Origin of the sequence: Lysinibacillus sp. KCTC 33748 (assembly GCF_002237755.1) — a bacterium.
Taxonomy (GTDB): domain Bacteria; phylum Bacillota; class Bacilli; order Bacillales_A; family Planococcaceae; genus Lysinibacillus.
Map to the genome: position 1 here is coordinate 42,213 of NZ_MWSJ01000010.1, position 26,949 is coordinate 69,161.

The following is a 26,949-nucleotide window of genomic DNA, read 5'->3' on the forward strand; positions in this document are numbered from 1 at the left end:
GTGTTCAGCATGAAAATTGTTGCACTAGCTGGTTCAATTGTCGGTTCAAAAACAAAAACAGCCATCAGTAAGGTGGTTGAAATCATACAAAATCAATATCCAGAGCATGAGGTAGTGTTGCTAGATCTTGCTGAATACAAAATGGAGTTTAGTGATGGACGAAATTATTTTGAATATGATGGGGATACGAAATATGTGACCGAAACAATTATGGCTGCAGATGCAATTGTCATTGGAACGCCAACATTTCAAGCTTCGATTCCGGCAACGTTGAAAAATATTTTTGACTTACTACCTGTCAATGCGTTTCGCGATAAAGTGGTGAGTACGGTTGTTACAGCTGGCACATCGAAGCACTATCTAATGATTGAGCAGCAGTTAAAGCCAATTCTTGCTTATATGAAAGCTCATATCGTTCCGACGTATGTATTTATAGAGGAAAAGGATTTTTTACGGAAGGAAATTGTGAATGATGACGTCCTATTCCGCCTTGAACGTTTAGCTGAGGATACAGTGATGATAGGTGATGCGTTTGCAGAAATTCGTGCTAAAAAAGATGCGGAATATGATTTTTAGAGATTACTAATTTAATAAAATTTCGACGCTGTATAAGGGGGCAATCTTATACAGCGTTTTTTCGTGATATTTTTATTTTTGGTTGGACCACTTGAACCATCGAGCATGGCCATCAGGGCGCTCCATTGTCCGTATAGATTCTATTTCTCCTTGTTCAATGAAATCTTGATGCAGTTGCATATCAAATAAATTGTTATAGCAATGGTAGAGAGGTCGTTCTATGCTAATCTCTTTTAATTGCTTCATTAATTCAAGGCGTAACTCCATTGGGATTTGATTGGCCACATGTGTATGGTAAACAACTAACATCGCTTCTTCTTTAATTTCTCTACTAATATCTTTAATAAGTTTAATAGCATCTCCTTTTATCAGTTGTAAATCGAGCTCTTTTAAAATAGGGAGCGCTTGATTTAACAAAAGTCTACGTTCTTGATGCTCTGGCCAAATTAATGCTTGGAGCCATTGTAGCTCTTCCTCATTATGAATATCAATAGGATTTAAATCGATGCCCACTCGCTTACAAACAACTGGAGCATTTGAAATAGAAGTTGGAAGCAGCTGACCTTGATTTTCTGATGACAAAATGAAATCATTATTAGAATTGTTTATGTGAAGCTGTTGATTGTAGCAGTAATTGTATTGATCCATCCCAAGTTGAAGCCCTGCACTTGCACCAATTTCTATGAAGGCTAATGGTTTTTTGTGGTGTTCATAAATTTCTGTCATCATCGGATAAAGGTAAGAACAACGGCGAATTTCATTTGTCTGAACAAGTTTTTCTTGAAATAAAGTCTTCAATTCGTCTGAATGGGACAAGACGAATGCTTTAAAAACTGGGTACACTCCACTTATTGCTTTGGGTGCTGTCGTTAAAGATGGATAAAAATGAACTAAATCGTCCTTTGATGATGACAGTAAATACTGAACACCAGCTAATAAAAAATTAGGTACGGGTTGTCCTTGAGGTATAGACGCCGCAACTTTTAATAGTTCATCGTCATCAGCAATCTTATTCGCTAAATGTTCGTACAGTGGACTTGAGTTTTCACATTCATTTTTTGCAAAAGTACGGAATTGTTTCCTTAATTTAGCTAACATACGATTCTCCCCTTTGTGTAAAAGTAATCGATCTATTTTTAAGTTTATTATTATTGGATAATTTAGTGAATTAAATATAGATAATGAAGTTGATTAAAAACATTAATTGAAGGGGATGAGATATTGGATTATAAATGGATACAGTCTTTTGTAGTTGCAGCTAAATCCTGTAATTTTCGAATGGCAGCAGAAGAACTACATTTATCGCAGCCAAGTATCACTGTTCATATTCATCACTTAGAACAATTTTTGAATGTAAAATTATTTAAACGTGAAAAAAAACGTGTGCAATTAACGGAGGCAGGGCACCTTTTTCTAGTAGAAGCTCAGCAAATTATTCATCAATGGGATAAAAGTATTGAACGTTTTCAGTTAGCGACAAAAGGAATTGAAGAAAAGCTAATTATTGCAATGACTCCCTTAATGGTGGAAACGATATTACCTCATGTAATCTATCAGTTTATCAATGAACACCCGTCCATTGAAATATTGATTCTAGTGGAGGATTCAGCAAAAATTGAGGATTTAATCAATCGTGATCAGGCGCATATTGGTATTTCTTTATTGCCAACTCGTTATCGGCATTGGAACCAAGAACTTCTTGTAGAAAGTCCTTTAGAATTGGTTATTCCACTAGATGCCTTTGATGATGAGACGGGAGCTTATATTGACTATGAGGAATTATTACATAAGCTACAGGAAAAATATGTAGTTACCAAGCAAGTGTCCATATCTCAATCCTATGTGGTAAAGCGCTTAATAAAAGATGGGCTGGGTATGTCATTTTTACCAAGGATGATTGTTAGAAGAGAGCGGATGGAAGGTCGGTTTAATATCGTTCCCTTCGATGAGATAGCTTTACCAAGTGTTCCTGTATACCTTTTTTATAAGGAATCGATCCGAGTTCCAGAAGAGTTATTATGTTTATTTCAGACGAGGGATTATTTGTGAGTATCGTCAACAATTTCGTAATTATTTATCTAGGTCGTATCTTTATTAATGGTTCATATCAAAAGTAGGAAATCATTTTGTATATGCTATGTAAAGTTGATTGGAGTGGAGATTGGGCGACTCCTTGGAATTAGCGATAGAGGAGTGAAGGTGAAGGCTAAAACCATCACATCCTAGATGAATACTTTGAAGATTTATCGGAACCAAATCTCGTTTTATCGGAACAATTATAACTTTTATCGGAATAATTTCTGTTTTTAGCAACTAAGGGTGACTCAGCGAGTTGCCCCCAGAAAGCTTTGCTCTGCGCGAAAGCGAAGCGTTAGCAACAAAGCGCCCAGTCGGAACGGAAATCAACTACGATATGATGATAGCTATTAAAATTGTTTAATGCTGGATAACATAAAGTTTTATATAATAAGAACAGGAATAATTTAACAAAGGTGTGATTGTATTGAGAATTTTAATGGTTGAGGATCATGAAGATGTAAATGCAATGCTAACCGAATTGTTTGAGCAAGCAGATTATCAGGTAACCAGTGTGATGGATGGGGTAGAGGGTCATCGGGCATTTCTGCAAAATGAGTTTGATCTTGTGCTTCTTGACATCATGCTTCCCTATAAAAGCGGGGATGAATTACTGAAAGAAATTCGCGCTATTTCGGATGTACCTGTTGTTATGATTTCAGCTAAAGATTTAGTGTCAACAAAAATTGATTTGCTTCGTTTAGGAGCGGACGATTATATTACGAAACCTTTTGACCTTGGCGAGGTTCTTGCCCGTGTTGAATCTATTTTGCGTCGTGTTAAAAAACAAGCTACACCAATGAAGCAGCTCCAATATAAAGATATCGTATTGGATGATATCGCTAAGCGAGTTAAAGTTAATGGTGTAGAGGTCTTGCTAACTGCAAAGGAATATTTATTGCTCGAATTGTTTATGACGAACCAAGAGAAAGTATTTACGAAAGCAAATTTATATGAATCCATTTGGCAAGAAGAATACTTAGGGGATGAACATATTATTAAAATTCATATTAGTAATCTTCGTCAAAAATTAAAGACAATAAATCCACAGGCGGATTATATCGAGACGCTTCGAGGGCTTGGGTACCGTTTGCGTCTATAAATTATCCGTAATCTATACGCCATCTTTACTTTATCTATACCTTTCATGAGTAATCTATGAATATGAAAGGGAGGTGCTAAATATGGGGGAAACCATATTAAAAACGAATCAATTAACTAAAATATATAAAAAGCAAACAGTACTTCACGACGTATCAATCGAATTAAAAGAAGGACGTATTTATGGGCTTATTGGTGAAAATGGTGCGGGAAAATCAACCTTAATGAAGATTATTTCTGGGATTAGTTTTCAAACAGAAGGTTCATTTGAGTTATTTGGAAGATCAGCTGACAAGGAGATCCAACAGCAACGAAAACGTATTGCCAGCATGATTGAACAACCAGCGATTAGCCCTGATATGACTGCAAAAGGTAACCTTAAATATCATCGATTAATGCGGGGGATTCCGAATGAGGAGCTCGAGGATGAGATACTGCAATTGGTTGGATTGACAAGTACAAACAAAAAGAAAGCGAAGCATTTTTCGCTAGGAATGAAACAACGATTAGGTATAGCCATTGCGTTATTAACGAACCCAGAGCTATTGATTTTAGATGAGCCAGTAAATGGGTTAGATCCTATAGGTGTTGTTGAAATTCGTCAGCTTTTAACACGTCTTTGTGAAGAGCGACAGATGACGATTTTAATTTCGAGTCATAATTTACCGGAACTTTATCAAACAACTACTGATTATATCATTATTCATAAAGGGAAAATTATGAAACAAATGACTCAACAACAGCTCGACGAAGAATGTAGACATTATATTCGCATTGGTTGTACAGCTCCAGAAAAATGTGCACATGTATTAGAAACTATTCTTAAAACACAAAACTTTCAAGTCATGCCTAATAGAATGATTAAATTGTATGATTTCTTAGAAGATCTTGGGGATGTATCAACAGCATTATTTGAAAATGGAATAACACTTACGGAGTTTAGTCTACAAGGAGATACATTAGAGAACTACTTCCTTACGCTAATTGGAGGTGAGCGACATGTTTAATTTAGTACGTGCTTACCTCTATAAAACAACTAAATCCAAAATATTTTGGGTCTTACTGGCTCTTACAACATGTTCTGCAATCGCAATGTTTAGTATTGCCTATGGTATCGGCAATAACGCAATTAATGAAAGCATCAGCAACGTTGGTTTTTTATTATCTGATATGAATATGATGTCCATAGTAGGCGCAGTACTTGCCACTACACTAATTTGTTCAGACTTTGACACAAAAAATATCCATCATCCTATTATAAGCGGCTTTGCAAGAATCCAAATTGTCATAAGTAAAGCGATTGTTTTCTGGATCTTACTTATTGTTCTTGTAAGTCCTTATATCATCGTGACTATCATTGGGCTATCAATGGACAGCACGTTTAGTATGGGCGGGAAAGCAGCAGGTTTTTTAAGCATTTTAACTTTGACTACTAGTGGTATCTTTGGTGAATACGTAACAATAGTGATCACAATGATGATGGTCTACCTTGCTCAGTTAACGATTTGTATTTTACTTGCGTTTGCCTTAAGAAAATCGGTGCTTGTAGTAGCTGCGTATTATATGATGTCCATGTTCTTTGGGCAGGTGGCAAGCTTCCAAAATTCATTTGAGATGATGAATAAAATATTATCCTTTACACCCTATTCAGTGGAGTATATTACGCTTAATTTAAGCATGAGTAAAGGGGATATAATTTCGGCCGTTTCCGTTTGTGCCATGTTTATAGTAGTAGTGTTGTATTTAACATACATGACATTTAGAAAAGCAGAAATCAGATAAGGGGATGTAGGAAATGTGGATTGTGGCAATTGTAGTCATTGTAGGATTACTGTTTTATATTTTTTATATACAAAGGCAACTACGATTGATAAATGTACAATTGTCACAACGTCTACATGAGCAATATACGCAGCCAATTAGTGTCGAACTTTTAAACAAAGAAGTAAATCAACTTGTGGTAAATATAAATCGTATTTTAATAGAATCGCAAAAATCAAGGTCGTATATTAAACGGGAAGAAAAATACTATAAAGAAATGATTTCTAATATTTCTCATGATTTTCGTACCCCACTAACGGCAATCAAGGGCTATCAACAAATGCTTTTAAAAGAACCCTTAACAGAAAAGCAGCTCGCAAAGCTTGAAGTTGCACAAAAACATGTTGGAAGACTGGAGCAATTAGTAGAAACATTTTTTGAATATTCCTATTTGCATAGTAATGAAGATCAACCTAAAAAGAATCGTATCAATATATCAAATATTGTATTTGAAGAGATTGCCGGTGCCTATGCACAATTTGAAGAAAAAGGAATAGCCGTCAATTTGCCTAATTTTGAGCCACTCATTATAAACTCTGATGAAGAAATGCTTTTACGTATTGTGCAAAACTTAGTACGAAATAGCATTATGCATGCGCAAGGTGATGTAACTATCAAGCTATGGTTAGAAGAAGAACATGCCTATATCTGTTTTCAAAATCCGATTGACGAAAATATTCAACTAAATCCTAACCAGCTTTTTGATCGATTTTATACAACAGACAGTTCCAGACGTAAAAGCACTGGTTTAGGGCTATCTATAGTCAGGCTGCTAGCAGAAAAATTAGGTGGAAGTGCAACGGCCAATATAGAAGATGGCATGATTGAGTTTTTAGTGTGTTTAAAAAAGAATATGTAATATTAGTAGCCAAGAAGCTTAGTGCATCTTGGCTACTAATATTACTTAAAACATCTATATCGAAAAGCTGGAAAAAACAATGACATAATCCTTATGGAAAACTATATCTATTTATGGTAATTATAGTATATGTTGTAGTGGTTATGATTACGGCAATCAATAATGATGGTCAAATTGAACAGATTGGGGCTTTTAAGACTTTAACCGCAAAAATAAACGATTTTAATTCTTGTTTAAGATGTGTCTCTATATCTACAAAATGCAGAAAAGGCAAGGTTTATAGTATGAAAAGATAATAGGATAGGTACAAATAGCTTAGATTTAAAAGGAGGAAAAATTGTGAAGAAACTTGATTCTGAATTCAACTATCTAGAGGATATGTATGAAGATTCTTTCTTTCCATCATTTTTAGTCGATAAACTTAAATCTCATATTGTTAATGTAGTACATTTTATTGAGGAGAACAATTATACAATAGAAGAGATTCAAGAAAAATTAGACGAAATGACTATAGCGATCAATGAGCTACAAAATGAGTTTTATGAAAATGACAGTGAAATTGAAACGTTTGCACGAGATTCAATCGGATTAACAGTAGAAAAAATTTTACAATATTTTGAGATTGACATCGATATTGAAGAAGCTCTTAGAGAACGAGATTGGTGAAAAATTTTTATGTGATTTGAATTCCTTTTGTATCAACGGGTTTTAGAAAAGTATCGTTTGTTGACATCTGATAAGGCTCCATCTGGTCTGTTATTGTGCTGATGTTTACATAATGTTAGGGATAATTATTTATAAAGGTGGTAAAAAAATGAAGAGAATGCATGTTTTAGGTATGGTTGTTTTAACCGCATTATTGAGTGTAAGTGGGACGTTTTTGATTATGAAAAAGAACGATGAAAGCGAAAACTCTAAAAGTGCCGAGAGTGATTTAACTAGCGGTCAATCAATTTCAAAAGAACATGTTAAGGAAGAGTTTGTATCGACAGTGGATACGAATTTTGGTTGGGAAAATACTACGTATTCCAAAAAGATTGATGAATGGAAAAGTGGGGATGAACCCTTTATTGATAACCTAATGCAAGAAGTTATTCAAGAAATGTCACATCAAAAGATTATTGCAGATGAGAAAGAATCATCCATTATGATTACACCGAAAAGAATTGAACTTTTACTACAAATGGTAGAGGAAAATAAAGATGGATACGAACACAGTAATAAATATTTAGATATATTAAATCGTTGGAAACAAGGTGATTTTAAATCTGTTGATAAAGACCATAATGATATGTGGTTTATTCAAGGGACAAAAGAAGGTGGTATAGCCACTGGGATTTCTACAAAAGAACAAGAGAAAGATTATATATTCCAAGTCTTTAGTATTCCAATAGAAAAGCAGAGTTAATTTCTGCTTTTTTTGCGCTTGAAATTAGAGATAATTATTAATTGGTTTAGAAAAAAGATTTAAAAGAAACAAATAATATCTCACTACATTTCCTGCTGGAACGTAATTTAAGGTGAGTAGCAAAATTCTTTATCTAAGATACAAAGTAAATAGGGAAAGTGATAAAGTGTGAATAAAGAATGTAATAATCAAAAATTGGAAACCTGCATTCGCTATGGCTTAATCAATCATTTCAAATTTTTTGATTTACATAAAATCCTTAAAGAATATAAAGATGCCGGTGGTAAGCAAAATGATGCATATGTAGTGTTAGAAAGTTTAAGAGGAGACTTTAAGAAGGATTCTTCTGAAGATCTACTACTCGAATTATTAGATGTTGTAACCGGATTTTGTTCACCTCATCTATGGATATGGAAATGAAGTGTCTGAAAACCAATAGAAAACGAGATGCTCGTTCTTTCTCGGGATAGTTGTAGAAACATAGTAATTGAGTGTCTGGTGAGCCGGGTGTGTAACTTCAATAAAATACACTGTTTAGAAAGAGGTAGGTGTCATGACAAAGGTATTATTTAGGGAATCTATTTTTAGAGTTTCTAAACAGGGCGTTAGAAAAACACAACTTTGAAGGGCTTGAAAAAGAGATGTTCATAAGTGACATTACAATGTAAGCTTCCCCTTTTAAATCAAGCACTTTCGGAATGGTACAATGACCTACATAAATCTAAAGACATAATGTTTTATTGGACCAACGACTTCTATTTAATCGGTAAAAAAAATAGTCGTGATGACTATCGGAGTATTACGATGAAAACAGATTTATTTATAAAAGAGTGGCTTAAGCTTCTGCAGCAACTACGACAGATCTTGGGGGAAACCGGATACAATGTACCAATCTAGTAGATTTCTATTTGCTTGAAAATCTCGAAATATTTTATTCTTAATATATCTTTTAAAGTAGTAAGTAAAAGTTGTTGAAAGTTTAGGCGCTACAGTTTTGCCCCATTGGGTTCGGAAAAAGGGAAAAGATGAAGATAACAGATATTTTAAAGGCATTAGAGAACAGTGCCGAGATAAATAAGAAGAATTTATCATATTGCTGCGATACATAAAGGGGATGGAGGAACAATTACAACTAGTTTTCCAAATTTGCTGAACAAACAAGATTTTTGAGGAGGCCAGAAAAGCGATGATGTACATTGAGAAATGGTGGGGTAACTATATTGGAGGAACCGATGATACATTTACTTTAATCGACTATTTAGTTGACAGAGAATTTGAGTCGGATATTCCAACAGAAATAAACGTTAAAAATATTTTCCAAGACTTTCAACTGAATAATACTAGGGAAATAAAAGACTTACGCCAAACGAAAGACATTTACCGTATTATAGAAAAAGAATTTTTTCAAGATATAGGCTGCGTGATCAATTTGTTGATCGATATTACGGCTATTATTCTGGAATGTCAAAAAAACGGTAAGGTTCCTCTAACGGATTTAGGTGGCGGCATCATGGACAAAAATGCTGTTATTTCATTAAAAGTAGAAAAAGAAGAAATGGCTTTTTTGAGGGGAGTATTGGAAGATTTTATACATTACCCTTTAAGTTATGATTTGGCGGAGTTTTGCCCTGAAAATGATATGCGAGAAATTGCAAAGATATGCAAGGAGATTTTAGAAGAACTAAACATGTAAAATCTCAATTGAAATAGCGAAGAAAGAGAAATCAGAATTCTAATTCCGAGAGAGGTGTAACTATGAGTATTGGATTGAATGAGATATGGGATGGAAAAATCCCAGCAGATGAAATGAATTTAGCAGAATTATCCGATAAAATATGGGAGATCGGCGAACTGGATGCCATCCAAGAGAAGGTGTCGCCAGAGTTATTTCAACTTCACATCGCCATCAATACGATCGGTAACTGGCAGTGTGATGGCTGGGACGGTATCATCGCGTATCAGCCGCATCTTGTTCCGTATATTTCCGAGGTTTTAGCGAAATTTGGTTTACAGCATTTGCAGAATGCTTTTGACGAAGTTATTGCGATTTTCCCAGATTTCATTACGTTTGAGGATGACTCACTTTATTGTGACATGATCAACTTCCTGCATAATATGCGACTTAAGGTAAGTGACGAACGTTTGAATGCGTATACGCAAGAAGAGCGTCAAGCCATGGTGACAAAATATCAGGAAAAGCTCAATCAATTGGATGAAATGACGGGACCTCTATGGGGATATGGTAGCCCTAGGGACGGTTGGGCCGTGATCTTTGATTACATAAAAAAATAGAAACGTTATATAAACAGCCCTTCGAAAAATGAAAATAGGTTGATGGGAATGATTACGCGCGATGGCAATATTCCTAGTTGTTATAAGTGATAGGATTCAAGCAAAGGATGTAAAAATTATAGAGAAGTCTATTACGTGGTCTCAAAATCATCCGATGTAGTTGGAGCGTTTAATGGAACATCTGCATCGTAATTAAATTAATGGATGAGATAACTTAAAAGAGAGGGTCATATGGGTATATACAAGACACAATTTGGAAGAGAAATGTCACTAAAGCTTTATGATAATCAATTGAAAAAATTGGAATATTCATATAAGGATGTTTTCGTTCATACTCGTTTTGGAAGAACACATATCATTGAAATTGGCAATCTATCGGGTGAACCATTGTTAGTATTTCATGGAGGGAATAGTACGACTGCCTATAATTTATTAATGTACAGATTTCTGCTTAAGGATTTTCATATCTATGCGGTTGATATTATTGGCCACCCTGGAAAAAGTGATGAGGTTAATCTCTCTCCTCGTAATGATGATTATGGAAAGTGGGCAAATGATGTGATAACAGCGCTTGGATTTGACAAAATAGCTTGTTTTGGGGTTTCGTTTGGAGGCGGAGTTCTGGCAAAACTGATGTGTACCGCACCAGAGAAAATAAAAAAATCCGTATTAATTGTGCCATCAGGTATTAACAATGCCTTTCCAATCAGTACTCTAAAAATGATGATACCACTACTCAAATATAAACTAACAAAGAAAGAAAAATATATAAAAAAAACAGCTTTATTTATGGCTATTAGAGAAGAAGTTCTTGATAAAGATACTTTGGATATGGTGAGAGATAGTTTTGATCATGTAAAAACAAAAGTAGGGATGCCATCCAATGTGAGTGAACAATTAATGCAACGGTGTAAAGCACCGACGCTTATTATGGCAGCAGAAAAAGATTGTTTATTTCCAGCGAAAAAAGTATTATCAAGAGCCAAAAGAATTATACCAAATAACACTGCTCATATGTTAAAAGGATGCGGACACATGCATATGATGCCAGATCTAGAAAAGAAAATGATCGTTGATTTTTTAAGTGTTTAGTAACTTTAAAGTCCGATCATTTCTTCCGAAACCTTCTAATTGTAGTATCGGCCATTCTTTTTTAAGACAGGCTGGCAAAGAGAAACCTTTAACGAATGGTTTAATAGGTGTGAAAAAAAGATGCCATCTAAATAAGAGAAGGCGTTAAAGAAAATGCTGATGAACTCTTTATTTAATTACAAAGTACGACAATAATTTGCTTTATTAATGCTGTTGCTCATCATGTAGTAGAGTGGTAGATTATCTTAAATGAAAGGAATGACGTTTTATATATGGGAAATACATATGCGATTTTTAAAAAAGAAGGTATTTTTTGTCCTACTTACCTAGAGGGGATTATGCATACAGAATTCTTTGAAAAAGATCCTTTTGAAGCAAGAGACTCCGATGATGGGGAATGGAGGAGCTCAAGAAATATTGTGACAGAGTTGCCAGAGGAAATATGGTTTGTTTCAAAAGATATAAAATATGATTTTGATTTAAGATGTGAGGTTGGTGAATTTTTTGTATCGTTAGAATTTCTAAACCTATTGCAGAAATTTGGAATTAACAATTTTCAATACACTAAAGTATATATGGTGAACAAGCATAAAGAAAGTATATCTTCAAAGGAATACTTTTATGTGCGTTTTTTTGATAAGTTAGAAGATGTAATAGATATGGAGAAATCAAATATTGAATTTTATAGGCAAAATGGACGTTTTAAAAAAATATGGGATTTACAATTGAAAGGTACAATTACTTTTCCTGACGTGTTTCTAATTAATAATATTAGACTATACAGTATGATGTTTTGTTCAGAAGAATTTAAAAAAGAGGCTGAAAAACTTAAATTGAAGGGAATTACCTTTGTCCCCTCAAATGAAGCTGATGTGTATAAGCCTTAGTATTATAGCGACTATTTTTCAGGAAAGTTCGAAAACTTTTGTTTGAGAGAGGAGGGGAGATCAAAAGATGGTATTTTCTCTTTTTAAGAAAAAGAAAGAGCCGCAGCAATTGAAAAATAGAGTAGAGTTTTGTATGACAAACTTATCACTTGGTGCGGCAGATGCCTATGATGTACTAGTTGAAAGATCTGATATTGAAATAGAAGAATCGGGCTGTACATCACATTGTGAAATTTGTGAGCAAGAGATCTTCGCTATTGTCAATGGAGAAATCGTTACTGCAGATGATGCAGAGACGTTAGTGAAGGCAATTGATCAAGAAATTATACAAAATCCTCTTTATTGAATGAAAACAGCTTGTTAACATAAATCAACAAGCTGTTTTTTACTTTATGATGAATAGCGGTTATCTCCCGTTATTTTTACCAACCACGTACGTATTGCACTGGAGGTGTAACATCTTCTCCTATTTCCTTAGCAGCATGAAGTGGCCAATAGGGATCGCGAAGGAGAACGCGTGCTAGGAAAATTAAGTCAGCACGATTGTTTTGTAAAATTTCCTCTGCTTGAATGGCTGTTGTAATAAGTCCGACCGCACCAGTTGGAATATCAGCTCCATGCTTAATCGCTTCTGCATGAGGCACTTGGTAGCCTGGAAAAACGTTTATATGTGCTTGCACGACACCACCAGTAGAAACATCCACTAAATCAACACTTTGTGATTTCATCCAACGACTGAAGACGATAAAGTCATCCATTGTTGTACCATCTTCAGCATAATCTTCTGCGGAAACACGCACAAGCAAAGGACCTTCCCAAACACTGCGAATAGCATCGATGACTTGACGTAGCAATCGATAACGATTTTCTTGGGAACCACCGTATTGGTCATTACGTTTATTCGTTGCTGGTGATAAAAATTCACTAATTAAATAGCCGTGTGCACCATGGATTTCGAGAACATCAAAGCCTGCTTTAGCTGCTCGGACAGCTGCATGTTTAAAAGCTTCTATTACATATTCAATGTCTTCTAATGTCATCTCAGTAGGCGTTTTATAAGCATCGCTAAATGCAATGGCTGACGGTGCGAATATTTCACCATCTACAGTTGCTTTACGTCCAGCGTGTGCGAGCTGGATGCCGGTTTTTGCTCCGTATGCCTTCATTCCTTGAACTAATTGACGTAAACCTTCGATATGAGCATCATCCCAAATTCCAAGATCGTTACTAGATATACGACCTTCTGGAACAACACCCGTAGCTTCGGCGATAATTAAACCAACTTGACCAGCAGCCCGGGTTGCATAATGTACTTGATGGAATGGTGTGACAAGCCCATCCTCCTGCGCCGAGTACATACACATCGGTGCCATTACAACACGATTTTTTAATAAGATATTTTGTAATTGGTAAGGTTCCAGTAATTTAGACAAAATAAAGCCCCCTAATCCCTAGTGATATACTTTTATTTTGCACCCATTATTTACTATTTGCAAGTAAACGAGATCGAGCTTCTGCTTCTTTAATACATGCTTCTATCGCTTCATTAAATTGATATTGTTCAAGAGCCTTAATTCCAGCTTCTGTTGTACCACCTGGACTTGTTACTTTACGGCGTAATACATCAGGTTCATCGACGGATTGCTTCAGCATTTCTGCAGTACCGGCAAGCGTTTGCGTCATTAATAGTCGTACTATATCCTTCGAGAGACCGACCTTTGTACCAACTCGTTCAAATGCCTCCATTAAATAATAAATATAAGCTGGGCCACTCCCTGAAAGTGCCGTTACAGCGTGTAATTGATCCTCTTCCACCTCAATAACTGAACCGACCGCCTCTAAAAGCTGTAAGAACATGGAGCGCTGTTCCGAAGTCACTTTGTCATTAAATGCAATTCCACTTGCAGACATCCCAATAGTAGCGGAAGTGTTAGGCATAACGCGAGCGACTGGGCGAGCCCCTAAATGTTCTATAATAGTTGCAATACCGATACCGGCTAAGATAGAAAGAACGGCTGACTGTTCTGTAATTTTAGGCTTTAGCTCACGCATCGCTGCAATGGCATCTTTAGGCTTCATCGCTAAAATAATTAAATCAGCTTGCTGGTAAATATCATGGTCAATATTGCAATTTACACCATATGTGTCGTGTAAAAAATGTAAGCGGTCTTTGTCTGAGCGATTGGTGACGTAAATTTCTTGCGCTGTAAATACTTTTTCTTTTATCCAGCCCTGAATCAATGCCTCTGCCATAGAGCCTGCACCTATAAATAGTATTTTTTTCATGATAAAACCTCCAGTTCAAATTCAATTTCGCCTTGGCGTAACTGCGTCAGGATTTTGAATTGTGCTAAGGCCTGCACGACGCAGGTCAGTTAGCCATTGTCGCAGGAAGCGACGGTTTTAGGCTAACATCCTTATATTCATTCCTTTGAAAATCCGTGACATCCGCCGGAGGCTTTGGGCCAACAAGATGTTGGTCACTCAGTCGTGTGTTGCTGCCGCTTCGCTTTAGCACAGATAAATTGCCACAGGACGTGGCGTTCTTAGACTGAGTTCCTCTATTTCAGCGGGTGTTTGGATATTTGTAGCTGTCGCTTCGCTTTCGCTACTAAAAAAATTGCTGAATGAAGATAAAAACAGCGCTCCCGTCCTTATAAAGAAGGACGAAAACGCTGTTGTTTCCGCGGTACCACCTTTGTTTGCCAATTGGCACAACTCATAGCCCTTTTATCGCAAGGGAGACGGTTATGTTTTCATAACTGCTCAGAAGTAGGTTCGGTAATGGGAGTGGGTGATGTTACTTTCAGCAAATGTAACACTCTCTAAGACACCTTCACCAATTACGTACTTGGCTTCATCAACGCATAAAAATAATTAGATTATTCAAAATTATATTGGTAAGACGTCAACCTGTCAACAGGAGGGTGACGAAAAGAAGAAAAACTTGTAAAATAGAATGAATCGGTGTTCACTAGTTGCATAAAGGGGGAAACAGCTTTTGTCTACATACAAAATAGAAATACCAACACCCTATGATGTAGGAGATGTAAATGCATTTGTTGTCAAAGGCGATGCATTGACAATTTTTGATGTTGGTCCAAAAACAATGGAAGCCTATGACGCGCTAAAATGGGGGATTCGCGCAGCGGGCTTTGACATGCGAGATATTGAACAGGTTGTGTTAACCCATCATCATCCAGATCATGCAGGTTGGGTGGATGCCTTTCCAAACGCAGAAATTTTAGGGCACGCCTATAACGATAAATGGCTTTGTCATGACGAGGATTTTTTACGTTACCATGTGCAGTTTTACAGTGAATGCTTATTTGAGCACGGTGTTCCTCAACAATATATCCAGCCGAGTGTACATGTCCGCCGTGAAATAGAGCTTGTAGGTGAACGACCATTAACACAAATTCTTAACGATGGGGATGAAGTGCCAGGACATCCTGGATTAAAGGCTATTGAAACTTTAGGACACGCACAAAGTCACTTAATCTTCTGGGATGAAAAAACGCACGATGTAATTGGTGGAGATTTATTGCTTGAAAAAATAACACCAAATCCGTTAATTGAGCCACCACTAGACCGTACATTAGGACGTACGAAATCGTTACTACAATATAATGAATCGCTAGAAATATTACGACGATTACCAGTTAAAACAATGTATACAGGACATGGCGCAGAGTTGCACAATATTCCTGATTTAATTGATAAACGATTAGAACGTCAGCATCAGCAAGCTTTGAAGGTTTGCGAATTATTTGGTGATGAATCATTAACTGCTGTACAAGTAACGAAGCGCTTTTACCCAGCAGTTTTTCAACGACAGCTTGGACTGACACTGTCTAAAACGCTCGGTTATTTAGATTACTTAGAGGCCAACAATTTGATTACATCTACAAAATCTGAAGAAGGTATTTATTTATTTCATAGAAAGTAGGTGTAAACATGAGCGTGAATAAAAAGACTATCTTCGTGACCGGTGCAACAAGTGGTGTTGGACTGAAAATAACAGAATTATTAGTAGCACAAGGCCATTCCGTTTATGCGACAGGCCGCAATACAGTGGCATTGAAAGCATTAGAACGCGTAGGGGCAAACGTGATCCAAGCAGATTTAACTGATTTAGCTACTATCGACGAAGTATGTGCACAGCTACCGCCTCTCGATGTAGCTATTTTATCTGCTGGGGTAGGTAAATTCGGTATTGCACCTGAATTAACAGATGAAGCTATTAGACAAATGGTAGAGCTAAATGTTAGTGTACCGATGTATTTAGCAAAACGTCTAGCAGCGCCTATGATACAACGTCAGCAAGGTCAGCTCATCTTCATCGGCTCGCAGGCAGGAAAGGTAGCGACACCTAAGGCAAGTGTTTATGCTGCTACTAAGCATGCGATTGTTGGCTTTACAAATGGGCTTCGCATGGAACTAGCTCCGTATAATGTGACAGTCACAGCGATACATCCAGGTCCAATCGATACACCTTTTTTAGACAAGGCGAGTGATGAAAGTGGTTATCGAGAGTCTTTAGGGAGATTTTTATTAACAGCTGAAGAAGTGGCTCAAGCTACGATAAAAACAATCGGGCGCCCTGTGCGAGAGGTAAATTTACCGCGGATCATGGGGTTAACAAGTAAGCTATATGCAATGGCACCTGCAACCGTTGAATTTTTAGGTAAATCATTTTTTAATAAGAAGTAACGAAAAACTCAATTAAATAATATTAATCAAACTGTAAACATACTTTATGGCTCTACATGATAGAAAGAGCTTGTTTTTCGATAAAAGCCCAAAAAGTTTCGATAAAATGAGATTTTGTTTCGATAAAAGCTCAAATAGTTTCGATAAATCTTCAAAGTATTCCTATAAAACGAACGAAAGGAGCTTTAGCGATTCTGTTTTGCGGCTCGACATTAAGAAAAGGGTTGTCTCTTGCGCTGAGACAACTCTTTTTTGTATGTGGGCGTTAGGATATGCGAACCACTAGCTAAGTGCAATGGTGTCCAATCGCGCAAAAAACATCTGTTGCTCCGACCCCAAAGAAAGTGCACATCCGAAACGGAAATTAATACTATATACATTCATGTTGCGAGTAAAAAATCGTTTTTCCGAGTAAAAATATTGATCGTTTGTACAAGCACTTAAAGTATTGGAATGACACACTTTTTACAATAAACATAAAAGTCTATTAATTTATAAAAATACACTTGTTTTTATTTTTATAACATGATACTATTCGTGTATAAACTTTTAAGTGGATGTATAAACATACATATCTTATAGATTAAATGGAGGCGCATTTCTTATGGCGAATAAAAAAGTAGTATTAGCATATTCAGGAGGTCTTGATACTTCTGTAGCAATTCCGTGGTTAAAAGAACAAGGTTGGGACGTTATCGCAGTTTGTCTTGACGTTGGTGAAGGTAAGGATCTTGAATTCGTAAAAAATAAAGCTCTTCAAGTAGGAGCAATTGAATCATATATGGTAGATGCGAAAGATGAATTCGCTGAAGAATATGCATTAATTTCATTACAAGCGCATACTTGGTACGAACAAAAATATCCATTAGTATCGGCACTTTCTCGTCCATTAATTTCAAAAAAATTAGTGGAAATTGCGAATCAAGTAGGTGCGGACGCAGTAGCTCATGGTTGCACAGGTAAAGGGAATGACCAAGTTCGTTTCGAAGTTTCCATCAAAGCGTTAAATCCAGATTTAGAAGTATTAGCTCCTGTACGTGAGTGGGGCTGGAGCCGTGATGAGGAAATCGAATATGCCATGAAACATAATGTACCGATTCCTGCAACATTAGATTCACCATTCTCTATCGACCAAAACTTATGGGGCCGTGCAAATGAAGCGGGTGTAATGGAAGATCCATGGGTATCTCCACCAGAAGAAGCATACGGTTTAACAGTTTCTGTTGAAAACGCTCCAGATGAAGCGGAATACGTAGAACTTGAATTCGTTGCTGGTAAGCCAGTAGCTTTAAACGGTAAGGAAATGAAGCTTGCTGATTTAATCCAAGAGCTAAATGCTGTAGCTGGAGCACACGGTGTTGGGCGTATCGATCACGTAGAAAACCGATTAGTTGGTATTAAATCTCGTGAAGTATATGAAATTCCAGGAGCAAAAGTGCTATTAACGGCACACAAAGAGCTTGAAGACTTAACACTTGTAAAAGAGTTAGCACACTTCAAACCAGTTATTGAGAAAAAATTATCTGAATTAATTTATGATGGTTTATGGTTCTCTCCATTACGTGTAGCACTGGAATCATTCCTAGCTGAATCACAAAAATTTGTTAACGGAACTGTGCGTGTGAAGCTATACAAAGGTCATGCAATTGTGGAAGGACGTAAATCTCCAAATTCACTTTATAGTGAAAAGCTAGCAACATATTCTAAAGAAGACCAATTCAACCATGCTTCAGCAGTAGGCTTCATCGAACTATGGGGTCTGCCAACAGTGGTCAACTCTTCTGTAAATAAATAAAATTTAATTTTGACAAGCAAGGTGTAGTATAGACTTGTGCTGTGCTGCACCTGTTCAAAAAGTAATGAAGGAAAAGGTGAGCTGTTATGACAAAACTTTGGGGCGGACGTTTCCAAAAATCAGCAGAAGCATGGGTGGACGAGTTCGGCGCATCGATTGGCTTTGACCAACAGCTTGTTCTAGAAGACCTTGAAGGCAGCGTTGCACATGTTACGATGCTTGGTGCAACAGGAATTTTATCAGCAGCTGACGTAGAGACAATTCTCGGTGGACTTGCACAATTACAAGAGAAAGCAATCGCAGGTGAGCTTGAATTTACAGTTGCTAATGAGGATATTCACTTAAACCTAGAAAAAATGCTCATTGATTTAATTGGTCCTGTAGGTGGTAAGCTTCACACAGGCCGTAGCCGAAATGACCAAGTAGCAACGGATATGCATATTTTCTTGAAAAAACGTGTGGAGGAAGCAATCGGTTTAATAGAGACATTCCAAAAGACATTGCTAGAAAAGGCAGAGGAGCATGTGGAAACAATTGCTCCAGGCTATACACATTTACAACGTGCACAACCAATCTCATTTGCGCATCACTTAATGGCCTATTTCTGGATGTTAGAGCGTGATAAACAACGTTTTACGGAGTCACTTAAACGTATTGATATTCTGCCATTAGGTGCAGGTGCCATGGCGGGTACAACTTTCCCAATTGATCGCTTAAAATCCGCTGAACTTTTAGGCTTTAGCGAGGTATATGCGAATTCTATGGATGCAGTAAGTGACCGTGATTTTATCGTTGAATTTTTAAGCAATTCATCATTATTAATGGCGCATTTATCTCGTTTTGCAGAGGAAATTATTTTGTGGTCGACAGATGAATTCAAATTTATCGAATTAGATGATGCCTTCTCAACAGGTTCTTCTATTATGCCACAAAAGAAAAATCCTGATATGGCGGAGTTAATTCGTGGGAAAACAGGGCGTGTTTACGGGAACTTAATGGGCTTATTAACAGTTCTTAAAGGAACACCGTTAACATACAACAAAGATATGCAGGAAGATAAAGAAGGTATGTTCGATACAGTCCATACAATTCTTGGTTCTCTAAAAATCTTTGAAGGTATGATTCGCACGATGACTGTCAATACAGAGCGTTTGCAGCAGGCAGTACACTCTGACTTCTCAAATGCTACGGAGCTTGCAGATTATTTAGCAACAAAAGGTATGCCTTTCCGTGAAGCACATGAAGTGACTGGAAAACTTGTATTCACATGTATTCAAAAGGGCATCTACTTATTAGATTTACCGCTTGAAGACATGAAAAAAGAAAGTGAACTTATCGAAGCGGATATTTACGATGTATTAGCACCTGAAGCTGCCGTTCGTCGTCGTCATTCATTAGGTGGTACAGGATTTGATCAAGTAATCATCCAAATCCAAAAGGCAAAAGCTTGTCTAATTTAACAATTATTTTAGCGTGCATGTCCTTGTGACTTTTGCATAGATATTCATTAAAGCTGTCCAGTGAGGCACTATGATAAACCATTCTCCTTTTTCGTTAGAGCCAGAGGGTGAAACGTAAAAGAGCCCCTTACATAGGTGAAGGACAATCCCCAATTCTGGAGACGCGGAATTGGGGTTTTTGTGTAATTAAATGATAATGGGAGGTGTTTTCAATGAATGAGCGTTTTACAAAGGGGTTCGAAACAATAAAGCATTATGTGACAACGGAAGAAGCAGTAAAAATGATTGAGGCGGATGCACTAGCCGACATCGCACCAGATTTACGAAAAATGATTATTGAATTTGCCTATGGGGATATTTATTCACGCCCTGGGCTAGATGCAAAAAAACGTGCACTTGTTGTCATTACATCAGTCGTAACTCAAGGTGCTGCCCCACAAACGAAAACACATATTAAACGAGGTTTACATGCAGGTTTGACTCAAACAGAAATTGTGGAAGCACTTTTACAATTAGTGCCCTACATAGGTTTTCCGCTTGTACAAAATGCATTAACTATAGCTCAACAGGTCTTTAAAGAAGAAGCTTAGATTTCTTGGCGTTTTACGCTATCTTAAGGCACTTTAATAAAAGCACGCATTACATGAATAAACTCCTGTGAAACGGTTCATATTAAGAGCGGAACCACTTATTAATCTAATATGATTAGGAGGATGTAGAATGAGTAGTCAAACACCCAAAGACCAGGAATCTCAGGAAAGTCCGCCACAACTGTATAGGGTGAGCTTCTAAAATCTTAAGGAAAAGGTGAGGCAGAGGATATTCTGTTTTGCTGTATCTTAAGAAGAAGCAATAACCGATACAAATAAAATCAATAGAAATAAGTGTTCTTGGATCCAGAATTTTTCTGGGTCCTTTTTTTATCTCGCATAATTGTCATAAAGCCAGAGTAATGAAGAAGAACCACAGATTAATTTTTACTTTATAGAAAAAATTGACTTTTTCGAAAAACTGTCTTACTCTAAGTATGACAGATTTCTGTTTGGTGATAAGCGATACAGATTGGAGCGGTAAGATGAATATTCATTTAGATCCAAGCAGTGAATTACAGCTCTATAAACAGTTAGCAAATCAGTTAATTGAGTTGATTGCTAAGGGAGAGCTTAAAAATGGTGATACATTACCTTCAGTTCGTTCAATGGCTGCAGATTTAGGGATTAATGTTAGTACGGTAAGTAAAAGCTATCATGAACTTGAAGAAAAAGGGTTAATTGAATTAAAGCCGAAAGCAAAGGCTCTCATTATCGGTGGTCAAAAGAAAGAGCTGGAAGAGACGGAAGTTGAAAAAGTAGAAAATGCTTTAAAGCCAATTATGGCAGAGGCATTTGCACGTGGCCTCGAAAAAGATCAGATGACAAATTTGTTTCATCGAATTTTAAAACAATGGAAGTAGGGGAAATATGCTTTTTATAATAAGCATCTTCATCTTTGTAGGCGTACTGGAAACAGTAACACCATTTTTGTCTAGAAAAACAACAGTGTTTGGTGTTTCAATTCCTGAGCCCTATGTGCAACATCAGCAATTACAATTATTTAAAAAGCATTATTGCATGCTGGTAGGGAGCATAGCAGCTACATTTCTTTTAGGCCAAATTTTACTATTATTGACGTCCATTCAGAAAGAAAAATTTGTTTTACTATCCTTTATATTGCTATATGTCATGCTACTCATATCAGCAGCTCTTTATATGTCTTATCATATAAAAACAAAAAAACTAAAAAAACAAGAAGATTGGGAAGCACATGTCAAAACTGTATATGTGACGGATTTAACTATACGAGATAGAGATGAAGTGCTCTCACCTACATTTTTCACATTACCAATTATTATCACTTTAGCATTGATTACCTTTACCTACATGAATTACAATGCCATCCCAGATGTATTTGCTACCCATTGGAATGCAGCAGGTGAGGTAGACGGTTGGACTGAAAAAACCTGGATTTCAGTAATAGTAATGCCGCTTATTTTACTAGGGACACAAATTAGCTTTTTCATCATCAGTATTGGTATGAAAAGTGCCAAAATACAATTGAGCGCACAGGCGAAAGAAGCTTCGGCCAATAGAGAGCTTGCACAGCGTAAATATGGTAGCTGGTACTTAGCGGTGATTAATTATAGTATGACCATTCTTCTTGTTGTTTTACATTACACGACAGTGATTTTAGAAGATCAAACAGCTCCTTACTTCTTCCCTCTTTTTATTGTTTTTATGATCGTCTCTTTAGGTGGACTTATACTCTTCATTTGGAAATTAAGTAAAAGTAATGAGCGCTTTGATGATTTACATACAAACGAAACAGCTTCAGCCGATGATCGCTACTGGAAATGGGGTATTTTTTATTTTAATAAAAATGATCCTTCACTATTAGTACAAAAAAAATACGGTGTTGGTTGGACTGCGAATTTTGCAAATAAATGGAGCTTTATCATTATACTTGTCATATTTTTACCAATCTTGTTAGTCATTTTCAAATAGAGGGAGAGATTTTATGAAAAAACTAATCTTTTTATGTTGCGCACTCTTATTATTAGCAGCATGTGCTCAGAAGGAAGATAACGTAAAAGAGAAAGAGACGAAAGGGGACAATAAAATGAATGAACAGCTAGTAGGTAAATGGGAAGGTAATATTGAGATACCAAATGGAGCACTTCCGATTATTGTTGATTTGCAGAAAGATAGCGGGAAATTATCAGTACCAGCGCAAGGATTAACCAATCATCCATTTAAAAGCATTAAATATAATGGTGATCAAGTGAATGTTTCAATCAACTTAAATGGCTCGGCTGTTGAAATTAATGGAACATTAAAAGATGGGCAAATTGACGCAATATTCCAACAAAATGGCGGCAAATTCCCACTTATCTTAAAACCATTCAAAGAGCAACCCGTTACGTATGAAACGTTGAAGGTTCCCGTTCAAAATGGTGAGTTAACAGTGGCCCTTCAAAAGGCAAGCAACGAGCCATCTCCAGTTGCACTTATTATTGCAGGCTCTGGTCCAACTGATAAGAATGGAAATTCGACCGTGGCTGGTAATAATGATAGCTTAAAAATGATTGCGGAAGGGTTGGCGAAAGATGGTATTGCAACTGTCCGCTATGATAAACGTGGACTTGGCGATAACAAGTCCCTTTTAACAAAAGAAGAGGATATCACTTTTGACCAATACGTAGATGACGCAGTTCAAGTAATTAATACCCTTTTAGCGGATAAAGCATATTCAAATGTTCATATTATTGGACATAGCGAAGGCTCACTGATCGGTTTGCTAGCAGCACAAAAAGCAAATGTAGAATCTTTTGTTTCCATAGCAGGTACTGGAAGACCAATAGATGAAGTTCTGTTAGAGCAATTAAAAGTTCAGTTAACACCAGCGCTTCTAAAAGAATCAACAAATGCTCTTGCATCGTTGAAAAAAGGTGAGCAAGTTAAGAACGTTTCACAAGAATTACAGTCTCTCTTCCGTCCTTCCATTCAACCGTATATGATTTCATGGTTAAAATATAACCCTGCAAGTGAATTAGCAAAAGTGAATAGCCGAGTATTAATTATCCAAGGAACAACCGACTTACAAGTAGGTGTAACTGATGCAGAAGCGTTAAAGAAAGCAAAATCAGATGCCGAGCTTGTATATATGGACGAAATGAATCATGTGTTAAAAAATGCTCCAGCAGATCGCGCGAAAAATTTTGCGACGTATTCAGACCCAACATTATCACTTCATAAAGAATTGTTGCCAGCCATCCAGCAATTTATTCTAAATGAAAAGTAGAGACTGATCATCATGTATGCCGTTGTTTGGTTGATCATAACTATTCTGATCCTAATCTTTGCAATTGTTTTATCACAAGGAAAAGGCGCATTTTTACTAGCAGGCTATAATATGATGTCTGACAGCGAGAAAGAGAAATATGCGGAAGCAAGGTAAGTCCGCGGAAGCAAGGTGAATACCCGCGGAAGGAAGGTGAATACCCGCGGAAGGAAGGTGAATACCCGCGGAAGGAAGGTGAATACCAGCGGAAGGAAGGTGAATACCAGCGGAAGGAAGGTGAATACCAGCGGAAGCAAGGTGAATACCAGCGGAAGCAAGGTGAATACCAGCGGAAGTAAGGTGAATACCAGCGGAAGCAAGGTGAATACCAGCGGAAGCAAGGTAAATACCCGCGGAAGTAGGATAAATACCCCAGAAGCAAGGTAAATTCCCACGGGAACAAGGTAATGCGCATATGAAACAAGTTAGTATACAACGAAAAGAAGTATGTTCAAATCATGAACACACTTCTTTTCGTTTTTAGGCATCCTTTCACCTTTTGTATTTGAGCAAGTTATCGCTATAGTTATTGAAACGTATACATAAGAGTGAAAGCTGATTAATGAGACTTAAAGCGGGGCGTTCACCACCTCACATACATCTTTTCACTATTAACCATTAAAAAATGAATGTGTATCTAATATAAGTTGCTCAGGGTAAGCTTCGAGTAGTTCTAGTAATTCATTTATTAAATCTTTATCTAAATCATCTTGAATAATAATTTCAATTTTTCTGTGTTTCTCTAGAAGATTTTCAATTTCTGAAATTGTATCAAAAAAGTTGTGTAAAGATAGGTTTAACTGATAATTAATTTGTTCAAATGATGGTAAAACATGTAGATTATTATTTAAAGAAAGTAAAAAATCATCAGTTAGCTTTTCTAGAATGCTTTCATTGCTTATTAAATTTGACCAATATTTATCTTTTAATGATGAACTTAAATACCTGAAACCATTAGTTGGACTATCAGTAATAAATACATGAGTTGCAATTGATAATAAATCCTTATATTTTTGCATTGCATGAATCGAGTTAAAACATAAGATTATCTGCTTATTTAAAGAACGTGCAAAGCCTAATTCAAATATAGTACCAAAAGGATTTGAATCTTTAGCATCTAGCCAGCAAAATATGTAATCTGATTTTGAAACTTGGTGTAAACATATGTCTTTTATATGCTCTGATCTAAGTGTGGATCTGTAGTCGTCTCCATTATAGTAGTTAGGCTGCTCGATATCTGTACCTAATGCATGAAGACTAATTTCGTTATGATAACTGCCATGGTCATTGGACATAAAGAACGGACCAGTTATAGTTAAATTCTTTGATATAGAGGGTAACTCTGTGTTTTTTAAGTGATTTATTTTTTCCCATCTATTTGGGATACCGTACCCACGGCTGGAAGTAACATAAGAAGCTTCGCGTAGGTTAGGAACAATGTCATGACGCCAGCAGTTTTTTACGATTTTGCCAGCGAGATATATTTTATTCATTTAGCAAAGCCTCCTTAAATTTTTCTAAAGTTGAATTTAAATCAGTTGCAGTTAAATTTAATGCATGATTAATTAATAAACCTGCAGCTCCTTTAGTTAAGGTTTCGATTTGAAAGTTAAAATCGTTTTGCAGTACATCTTTTAAATATTTGTTTTTCTTTTGCTTTAATAAGGCATTTAAGTATTCTATTTGCTTTACAGTAATTAAATTCTCTTTAATTCTTTTGTGTCTGAAATGTTCATTTAAAATTTCATTGGCCTCTTCCAATGAAGTCGGTTCTTTAGAAATAAACCATTCTGTACCATTTAAACTAAACCAAATATCATCAAGGCATGATTCAAGTGTTAATGAAATTAGAGCAATATAATCTATATTAGAGCCTTTTAAAAAGCCTAATTTAAGTAAGCTTTTATGAAGATTATTTTCTTCAATATAAATGACTATCTTACCGTTACCACTAACATAATTTAAAGGATTATTTACAATGTCATCCCATTGAAGATGATTAAAATGATTGGAACTATCAATATAAAACATTTAACCTCTCCTTGCTATAAATTGATATAATTGTAATTTTAATTGTACATATAAATAAGATATATGTAAATTTGAACTACTTACTACTTAACACCCCGGTCGTTTGAAGTGGGTGCTTCTTGGCCAAGTAGGTACTTTTATCTGATTAAGTTGTTTTAACAGAGTTCTAAGTATATAGACAAGGCATGAAGCGGTATGTATCTATACAACAGCTTCTTTTGCTTATAAAGAGGTAGGAGAAACTATTTGATTAAATTGTATCAACTCTAAGTAAGTGCTAATATTTGAACTATATCTACTTAATACTCTTATAAGTTGTTTGAAGTGGGGGAGTTAGGTGGAAGAAGAAAAAAATATATATAAGGAGTGTAACAATGATTTACGGATATGATTCAGAGTTAATTACAATGTTAGCCAGAACGTACATAAAATATGGTTTAAATACTGACGAATTTATAGTGTTAAATGCGGCAATTGCTTTAAATGCTTATGAAGAAAAACTGAATTTGTTAGAAATAAGTAAATCGACTAGTAAAAGTCCTGATGAAATTGAAAAAATACTAACCACTTTATTAGATAAAGGTAAAATTAAGAGCGTTGGAGGAAAGATTGATAGACAAGCATTATATAGCGACCTGAACAGTATAATTCGTTCTGAAATGACTCTGCCAGATTTAATAATGGAATCAATGGAAAATCATCAAAGAGCAGGTTATGAACAGGAATGGGTTCACATGGGACAAGTGGAACTCGTTCCTGTTGATATAAATGAAAAGGTTCAGGGCATTGCAATAAAAGAACAATCAGATTTTTGGTCAGTACCAGAAATGTGGCCGAAAAAAAGAATGGTTGAATTAGCTAAATACATTTTAACGTTTACTGAATACGTAGATGATCAATGGATTAATCAGTATAACACTAAGTCTTATGAACAAAGAGAGAAACAAAAAAGAAATTGAAAA

At 36.2% G+C, this 26,949-nt stretch carries 30 protein-coding genes; 25 read left to right on the forward strand and 5 right to left on the reverse strand.

The window, feature by feature from the left end; all coding sequences use genetic code 11:
* The first annotated feature begins 9 nt into the window (after positions 1 to 9).
* Positions 10 to 576 (forward strand): NADPH-dependent FMN reductase, encoded by a 567-nt coding sequence (locus tag B1B04_RS13685; protein WP_079562007.1) that lies wholly within the window; start codon positions 10 to 12, stop codon positions 574 to 576.
* Positions 577 to 648: 72 nt separating this feature from the next.
* Here B1B04_RS13685 and B1B04_RS13690 read toward each other — a convergent pair whose 3' ends face one another.
* Positions 649 to 1,674 carry a DUF2332 domain-containing protein gene (locus B1B04_RS13690; RefSeq protein WP_079562008.1) on the reverse strand — a complete coding sequence of 342 codons (1,026 nt, stop codon included), beginning with the start codon at positions 1,672 to 1,674 and terminating at the stop codon, positions 649 to 651.
* Between the two features lie 123 nt (positions 1,675 to 1,797).
* Here B1B04_RS13690 and B1B04_RS13695 point away from each other — a divergent pair, with 123 nt between their 5' ends.
* The 14 genes from B1B04_RS13695 to B1B04_RS13760 all read left to right on the forward strand — a co-directional run bounded on the left by B1B04_RS13695 (position 1,798) and on the right by B1B04_RS13760 (position 12,458).
* A complete protein-coding gene (locus B1B04_RS13695) occupies positions 1,798 to 2,625 on the forward strand; it encodes a LysR family transcriptional regulator (RefSeq protein WP_079562009.1) in 828 nt (275 codons plus the stop codon).
* Between the two features lie 454 nt (positions 2,626 to 3,079).
* The gene (locus tag B1B04_RS13700; RefSeq protein WP_481817183.1) at positions 3,080 to 3,754 is read left to right on the forward strand and encodes a response regulator transcription factor; all 675 of its coding nucleotides are present in this window, start codon (positions 3,080 to 3,082) and stop codon (positions 3,752 to 3,754) included.
* A gap of 82 nt (positions 3,755 to 3,836) precedes the next feature.
* Positions 3,837 to 4,760 carry an ATP-binding cassette domain-containing protein gene (locus B1B04_RS13705; RefSeq protein WP_079562010.1) on the forward strand — a complete coding sequence of 308 codons (924 nt, stop codon included), beginning with the start codon at positions 3,837 to 3,839 and terminating at the stop codon, positions 4,758 to 4,760.
* Positions 4,753 to 5,535 (forward strand): hypothetical protein, encoded by a 783-nt coding sequence (locus B1B04_RS13710; protein WP_079562011.1) that lies wholly within the window; start codon positions 4,753 to 4,755, stop codon positions 5,533 to 5,535. Before B1B04_RS13705 ends, B1B04_RS13710 begins: the two co-directional genes overlap by 8 nt.
* A gap of 13 nt (positions 5,536 to 5,548) precedes the next feature.
* A complete protein-coding gene (locus B1B04_RS13715) occupies positions 5,549 to 6,433 on the forward strand; it encodes a sensor histidine kinase (protein ID WP_079562012.1) in 885 nt (294 codons plus the stop codon).
* 339 nt (positions 6,434 to 6,772) lie between these two features.
* Positions 6,773 to 7,099: a DUF5713 family protein gene (locus tag B1B04_RS13720; protein ID WP_276207760.1), complete on the forward strand. Its 327-nt coding sequence runs from the start codon at positions 6,773 to 6,775 to the stop codon at positions 7,097 to 7,099.
* Positions 7,100 to 7,247: 148 nt separating this feature from the next.
* Positions 7,248 to 7,841: a DUF6241 domain-containing protein gene (locus tag B1B04_RS13725; RefSeq protein WP_079562013.1), complete on the forward strand. Its 594-nt coding sequence runs from the start codon at positions 7,248 to 7,250 to the stop codon at positions 7,839 to 7,841.
* A gap of 168 nt (positions 7,842 to 8,009) precedes the next feature.
* Positions 8,010 to 8,261, forward strand: coding sequence for a hypothetical protein (locus B1B04_RS13730; RefSeq protein ID WP_079562014.1), 252 nt, complete (start codon positions 8,010 to 8,012; stop codon positions 8,259 to 8,261).
* Between the two features lie 231 nt (positions 8,262 to 8,492).
* A complete protein-coding gene (locus B1B04_RS13735; protein ID WP_079562015.1) occupies positions 8,493 to 8,738 on the forward strand; it encodes a hypothetical protein in 246 nt (81 codons plus the stop codon).
* A 289-nt stretch (positions 8,739 to 9,027) separates the two neighbouring features.
* Positions 9,028 to 9,534: an imm68 putative immunity domain-containing protein gene (locus tag B1B04_RS13740; RefSeq protein ID WP_079562016.1), complete on the forward strand. Its 507-nt coding sequence runs from the start codon at positions 9,028 to 9,030 to the stop codon at positions 9,532 to 9,534.
* A gap of 62 nt (positions 9,535 to 9,596) precedes the next feature.
* Complete coding sequence (locus B1B04_RS13745) at positions 9,597 to 10,133, forward strand: hypothetical protein (protein WP_079562017.1); 537 nt, start codon at positions 9,597 to 9,599, stop codon at positions 10,131 to 10,133.
* A 231-nt stretch (positions 10,134 to 10,364) separates the two neighbouring features.
* Positions 10,365 to 11,225, forward strand: coding sequence for an alpha/beta fold hydrolase (locus B1B04_RS13750; RefSeq protein WP_079562018.1), 861 nt, complete (start codon positions 10,365 to 10,367; stop codon positions 11,223 to 11,225).
* Positions 11,226 to 11,497: 272 nt separating this feature from the next.
* Positions 11,498 to 12,112 (forward strand): Imm43 family immunity protein, encoded by a 615-nt coding sequence (locus B1B04_RS13755; RefSeq protein ID WP_079562019.1) that lies wholly within the window; start codon positions 11,498 to 11,500, stop codon positions 12,110 to 12,112.
* 67 nt (positions 12,113 to 12,179) lie between these two features.
* Positions 12,180 to 12,458 carry a YuzB family protein gene (locus tag B1B04_RS13760; RefSeq protein ID WP_079562020.1) on the forward strand — a complete coding sequence of 93 codons (279 nt, stop codon included), beginning with the start codon at positions 12,180 to 12,182 and terminating at the stop codon, positions 12,456 to 12,458.
* Positions 12,459 to 12,534: 76 nt separating this feature from the next.
* Here the strand turns inward: B1B04_RS13760 and namA are convergent, their stop codons facing one another.
* Positions 12,535 to 13,545: an NADPH dehydrogenase NamA gene (gene namA, locus B1B04_RS13765; RefSeq protein ID WP_079562021.1), complete on the reverse strand. Its 1,011-nt coding sequence runs from the start codon at positions 13,543 to 13,545 to the stop codon at positions 12,535 to 12,537.
* 46 nt (positions 13,546 to 13,591) lie between these two features.
* Positions 13,592 to 14,398, reverse strand: a complete 807-nt coding sequence (proC, locus tag B1B04_RS13770; protein ID WP_079562022.1) for a pyrroline-5-carboxylate reductase — start codon at positions 14,396 to 14,398, stop codon at positions 13,592 to 13,594.
* Positions 14,399 to 15,113: 715 nt separating this feature from the next.
* On the opposite strand from proC, the gene B1B04_RS13775 reads away from it, so the two are divergent.
* From B1B04_RS13775 to B1B04_RS13815, 9 genes are all read left to right on the forward strand, one after another.
* Positions 15,114 to 16,061 (forward strand): MBL fold metallo-hydrolase, encoded by a 948-nt coding sequence (locus tag B1B04_RS13775; protein WP_079562023.1) that lies wholly within the window; start codon positions 15,114 to 15,116, stop codon positions 16,059 to 16,061.
* An 8-nt stretch (positions 16,062 to 16,069) separates the two neighbouring features.
* The gene (locus tag B1B04_RS13780; protein WP_079562024.1) at positions 16,070 to 16,825 is read left to right on the forward strand and encodes an SDR family NAD(P)-dependent oxidoreductase; all 756 of its coding nucleotides are present in this window, start codon (positions 16,070 to 16,072) and stop codon (positions 16,823 to 16,825) included.
* A gap of 604 nt (positions 16,826 to 17,429) precedes the next feature.
* Positions 17,430 to 18,620 (forward strand): argininosuccinate synthase, encoded by a 1,191-nt coding sequence (locus B1B04_RS13785; RefSeq protein WP_079562025.1) that lies wholly within the window; start codon positions 17,430 to 17,432, stop codon positions 18,618 to 18,620.
* A gap of 86 nt (positions 18,621 to 18,706) precedes the next feature.
* Positions 18,707 to 20,080 (forward strand): argininosuccinate lyase, encoded by a 1,374-nt coding sequence (gene argH, locus B1B04_RS13790; protein ID WP_079562026.1) that lies wholly within the window; start codon positions 18,707 to 18,709, stop codon positions 20,078 to 20,080.
* Between the two features lie 212 nt (positions 20,081 to 20,292).
* Positions 20,293 to 20,670: a carboxymuconolactone decarboxylase family protein gene (locus tag B1B04_RS13795; RefSeq protein ID WP_079562027.1), complete on the forward strand. Its 378-nt coding sequence runs from the start codon at positions 20,293 to 20,295 to the stop codon at positions 20,668 to 20,670.
* A gap of 485 nt (positions 20,671 to 21,155) precedes the next feature.
* A complete protein-coding gene (locus B1B04_RS13800; protein ID WP_079562028.1) occupies positions 21,156 to 21,533 on the forward strand; it encodes a GntR family transcriptional regulator in 378 nt (125 codons plus the stop codon).
* A 7-nt stretch (positions 21,534 to 21,540) separates the two neighbouring features.
* The gene (locus tag B1B04_RS13805) at positions 21,541 to 22,620 is read left to right on the forward strand and encodes a DUF1648 domain-containing protein (RefSeq protein WP_079562029.1); all 1,080 of its coding nucleotides are present in this window, start codon (positions 21,541 to 21,543) and stop codon (positions 22,618 to 22,620) included.
* Positions 22,621 to 22,633: 13 nt separating this feature from the next.
* Positions 22,634 to 23,917: an alpha/beta hydrolase gene (locus B1B04_RS13810; protein WP_079562030.1), complete on the forward strand. Its 1,284-nt coding sequence runs from the start codon at positions 22,634 to 22,636 to the stop codon at positions 23,915 to 23,917.
* 12 nt (positions 23,918 to 23,929) lie between these two features.
* Positions 23,930 to 24,073, forward strand: coding sequence for a DUF3784 domain-containing protein (locus B1B04_RS13815; RefSeq protein WP_079562031.1), 144 nt, complete (start codon positions 23,930 to 23,932; stop codon positions 24,071 to 24,073).
* Positions 24,074 to 24,567: 494 nt separating this feature from the next.
* On the opposite strand, the gene B1B04_RS13820 is transcribed toward B1B04_RS13815, so the two are convergent.
* Positions 24,568 to 25,449 carry a hypothetical protein gene (locus B1B04_RS13820; RefSeq protein ID WP_079562032.1) on the reverse strand — a complete coding sequence of 294 codons (882 nt, stop codon included), beginning with the start codon at positions 25,447 to 25,449 and terminating at the stop codon, positions 24,568 to 24,570.
* Positions 25,442 to 25,987, reverse strand: a complete 546-nt coding sequence (locus tag B1B04_RS13825; protein WP_079562033.1) for a DNA topoisomerase VI subunit B family protein — start codon at positions 25,985 to 25,987, stop codon at positions 25,442 to 25,444. Before B1B04_RS13825 ends, B1B04_RS13820 begins: the two co-directional genes overlap by 8 nt.
* A 374-nt stretch (positions 25,988 to 26,361) precedes the next feature.
* On the opposite strand from B1B04_RS13825, the gene B1B04_RS13830 reads away from it, so the two are divergent.
* The gene (locus tag B1B04_RS13830) at positions 26,362 to 26,946 is read left to right on the forward strand and encodes a hypothetical protein (RefSeq protein WP_079562034.1); all 585 of its coding nucleotides are present in this window, start codon (positions 26,362 to 26,364) and stop codon (positions 26,944 to 26,946) included.
* Positions 26,947 to 26,949: the final 3 nt, after the last annotated feature.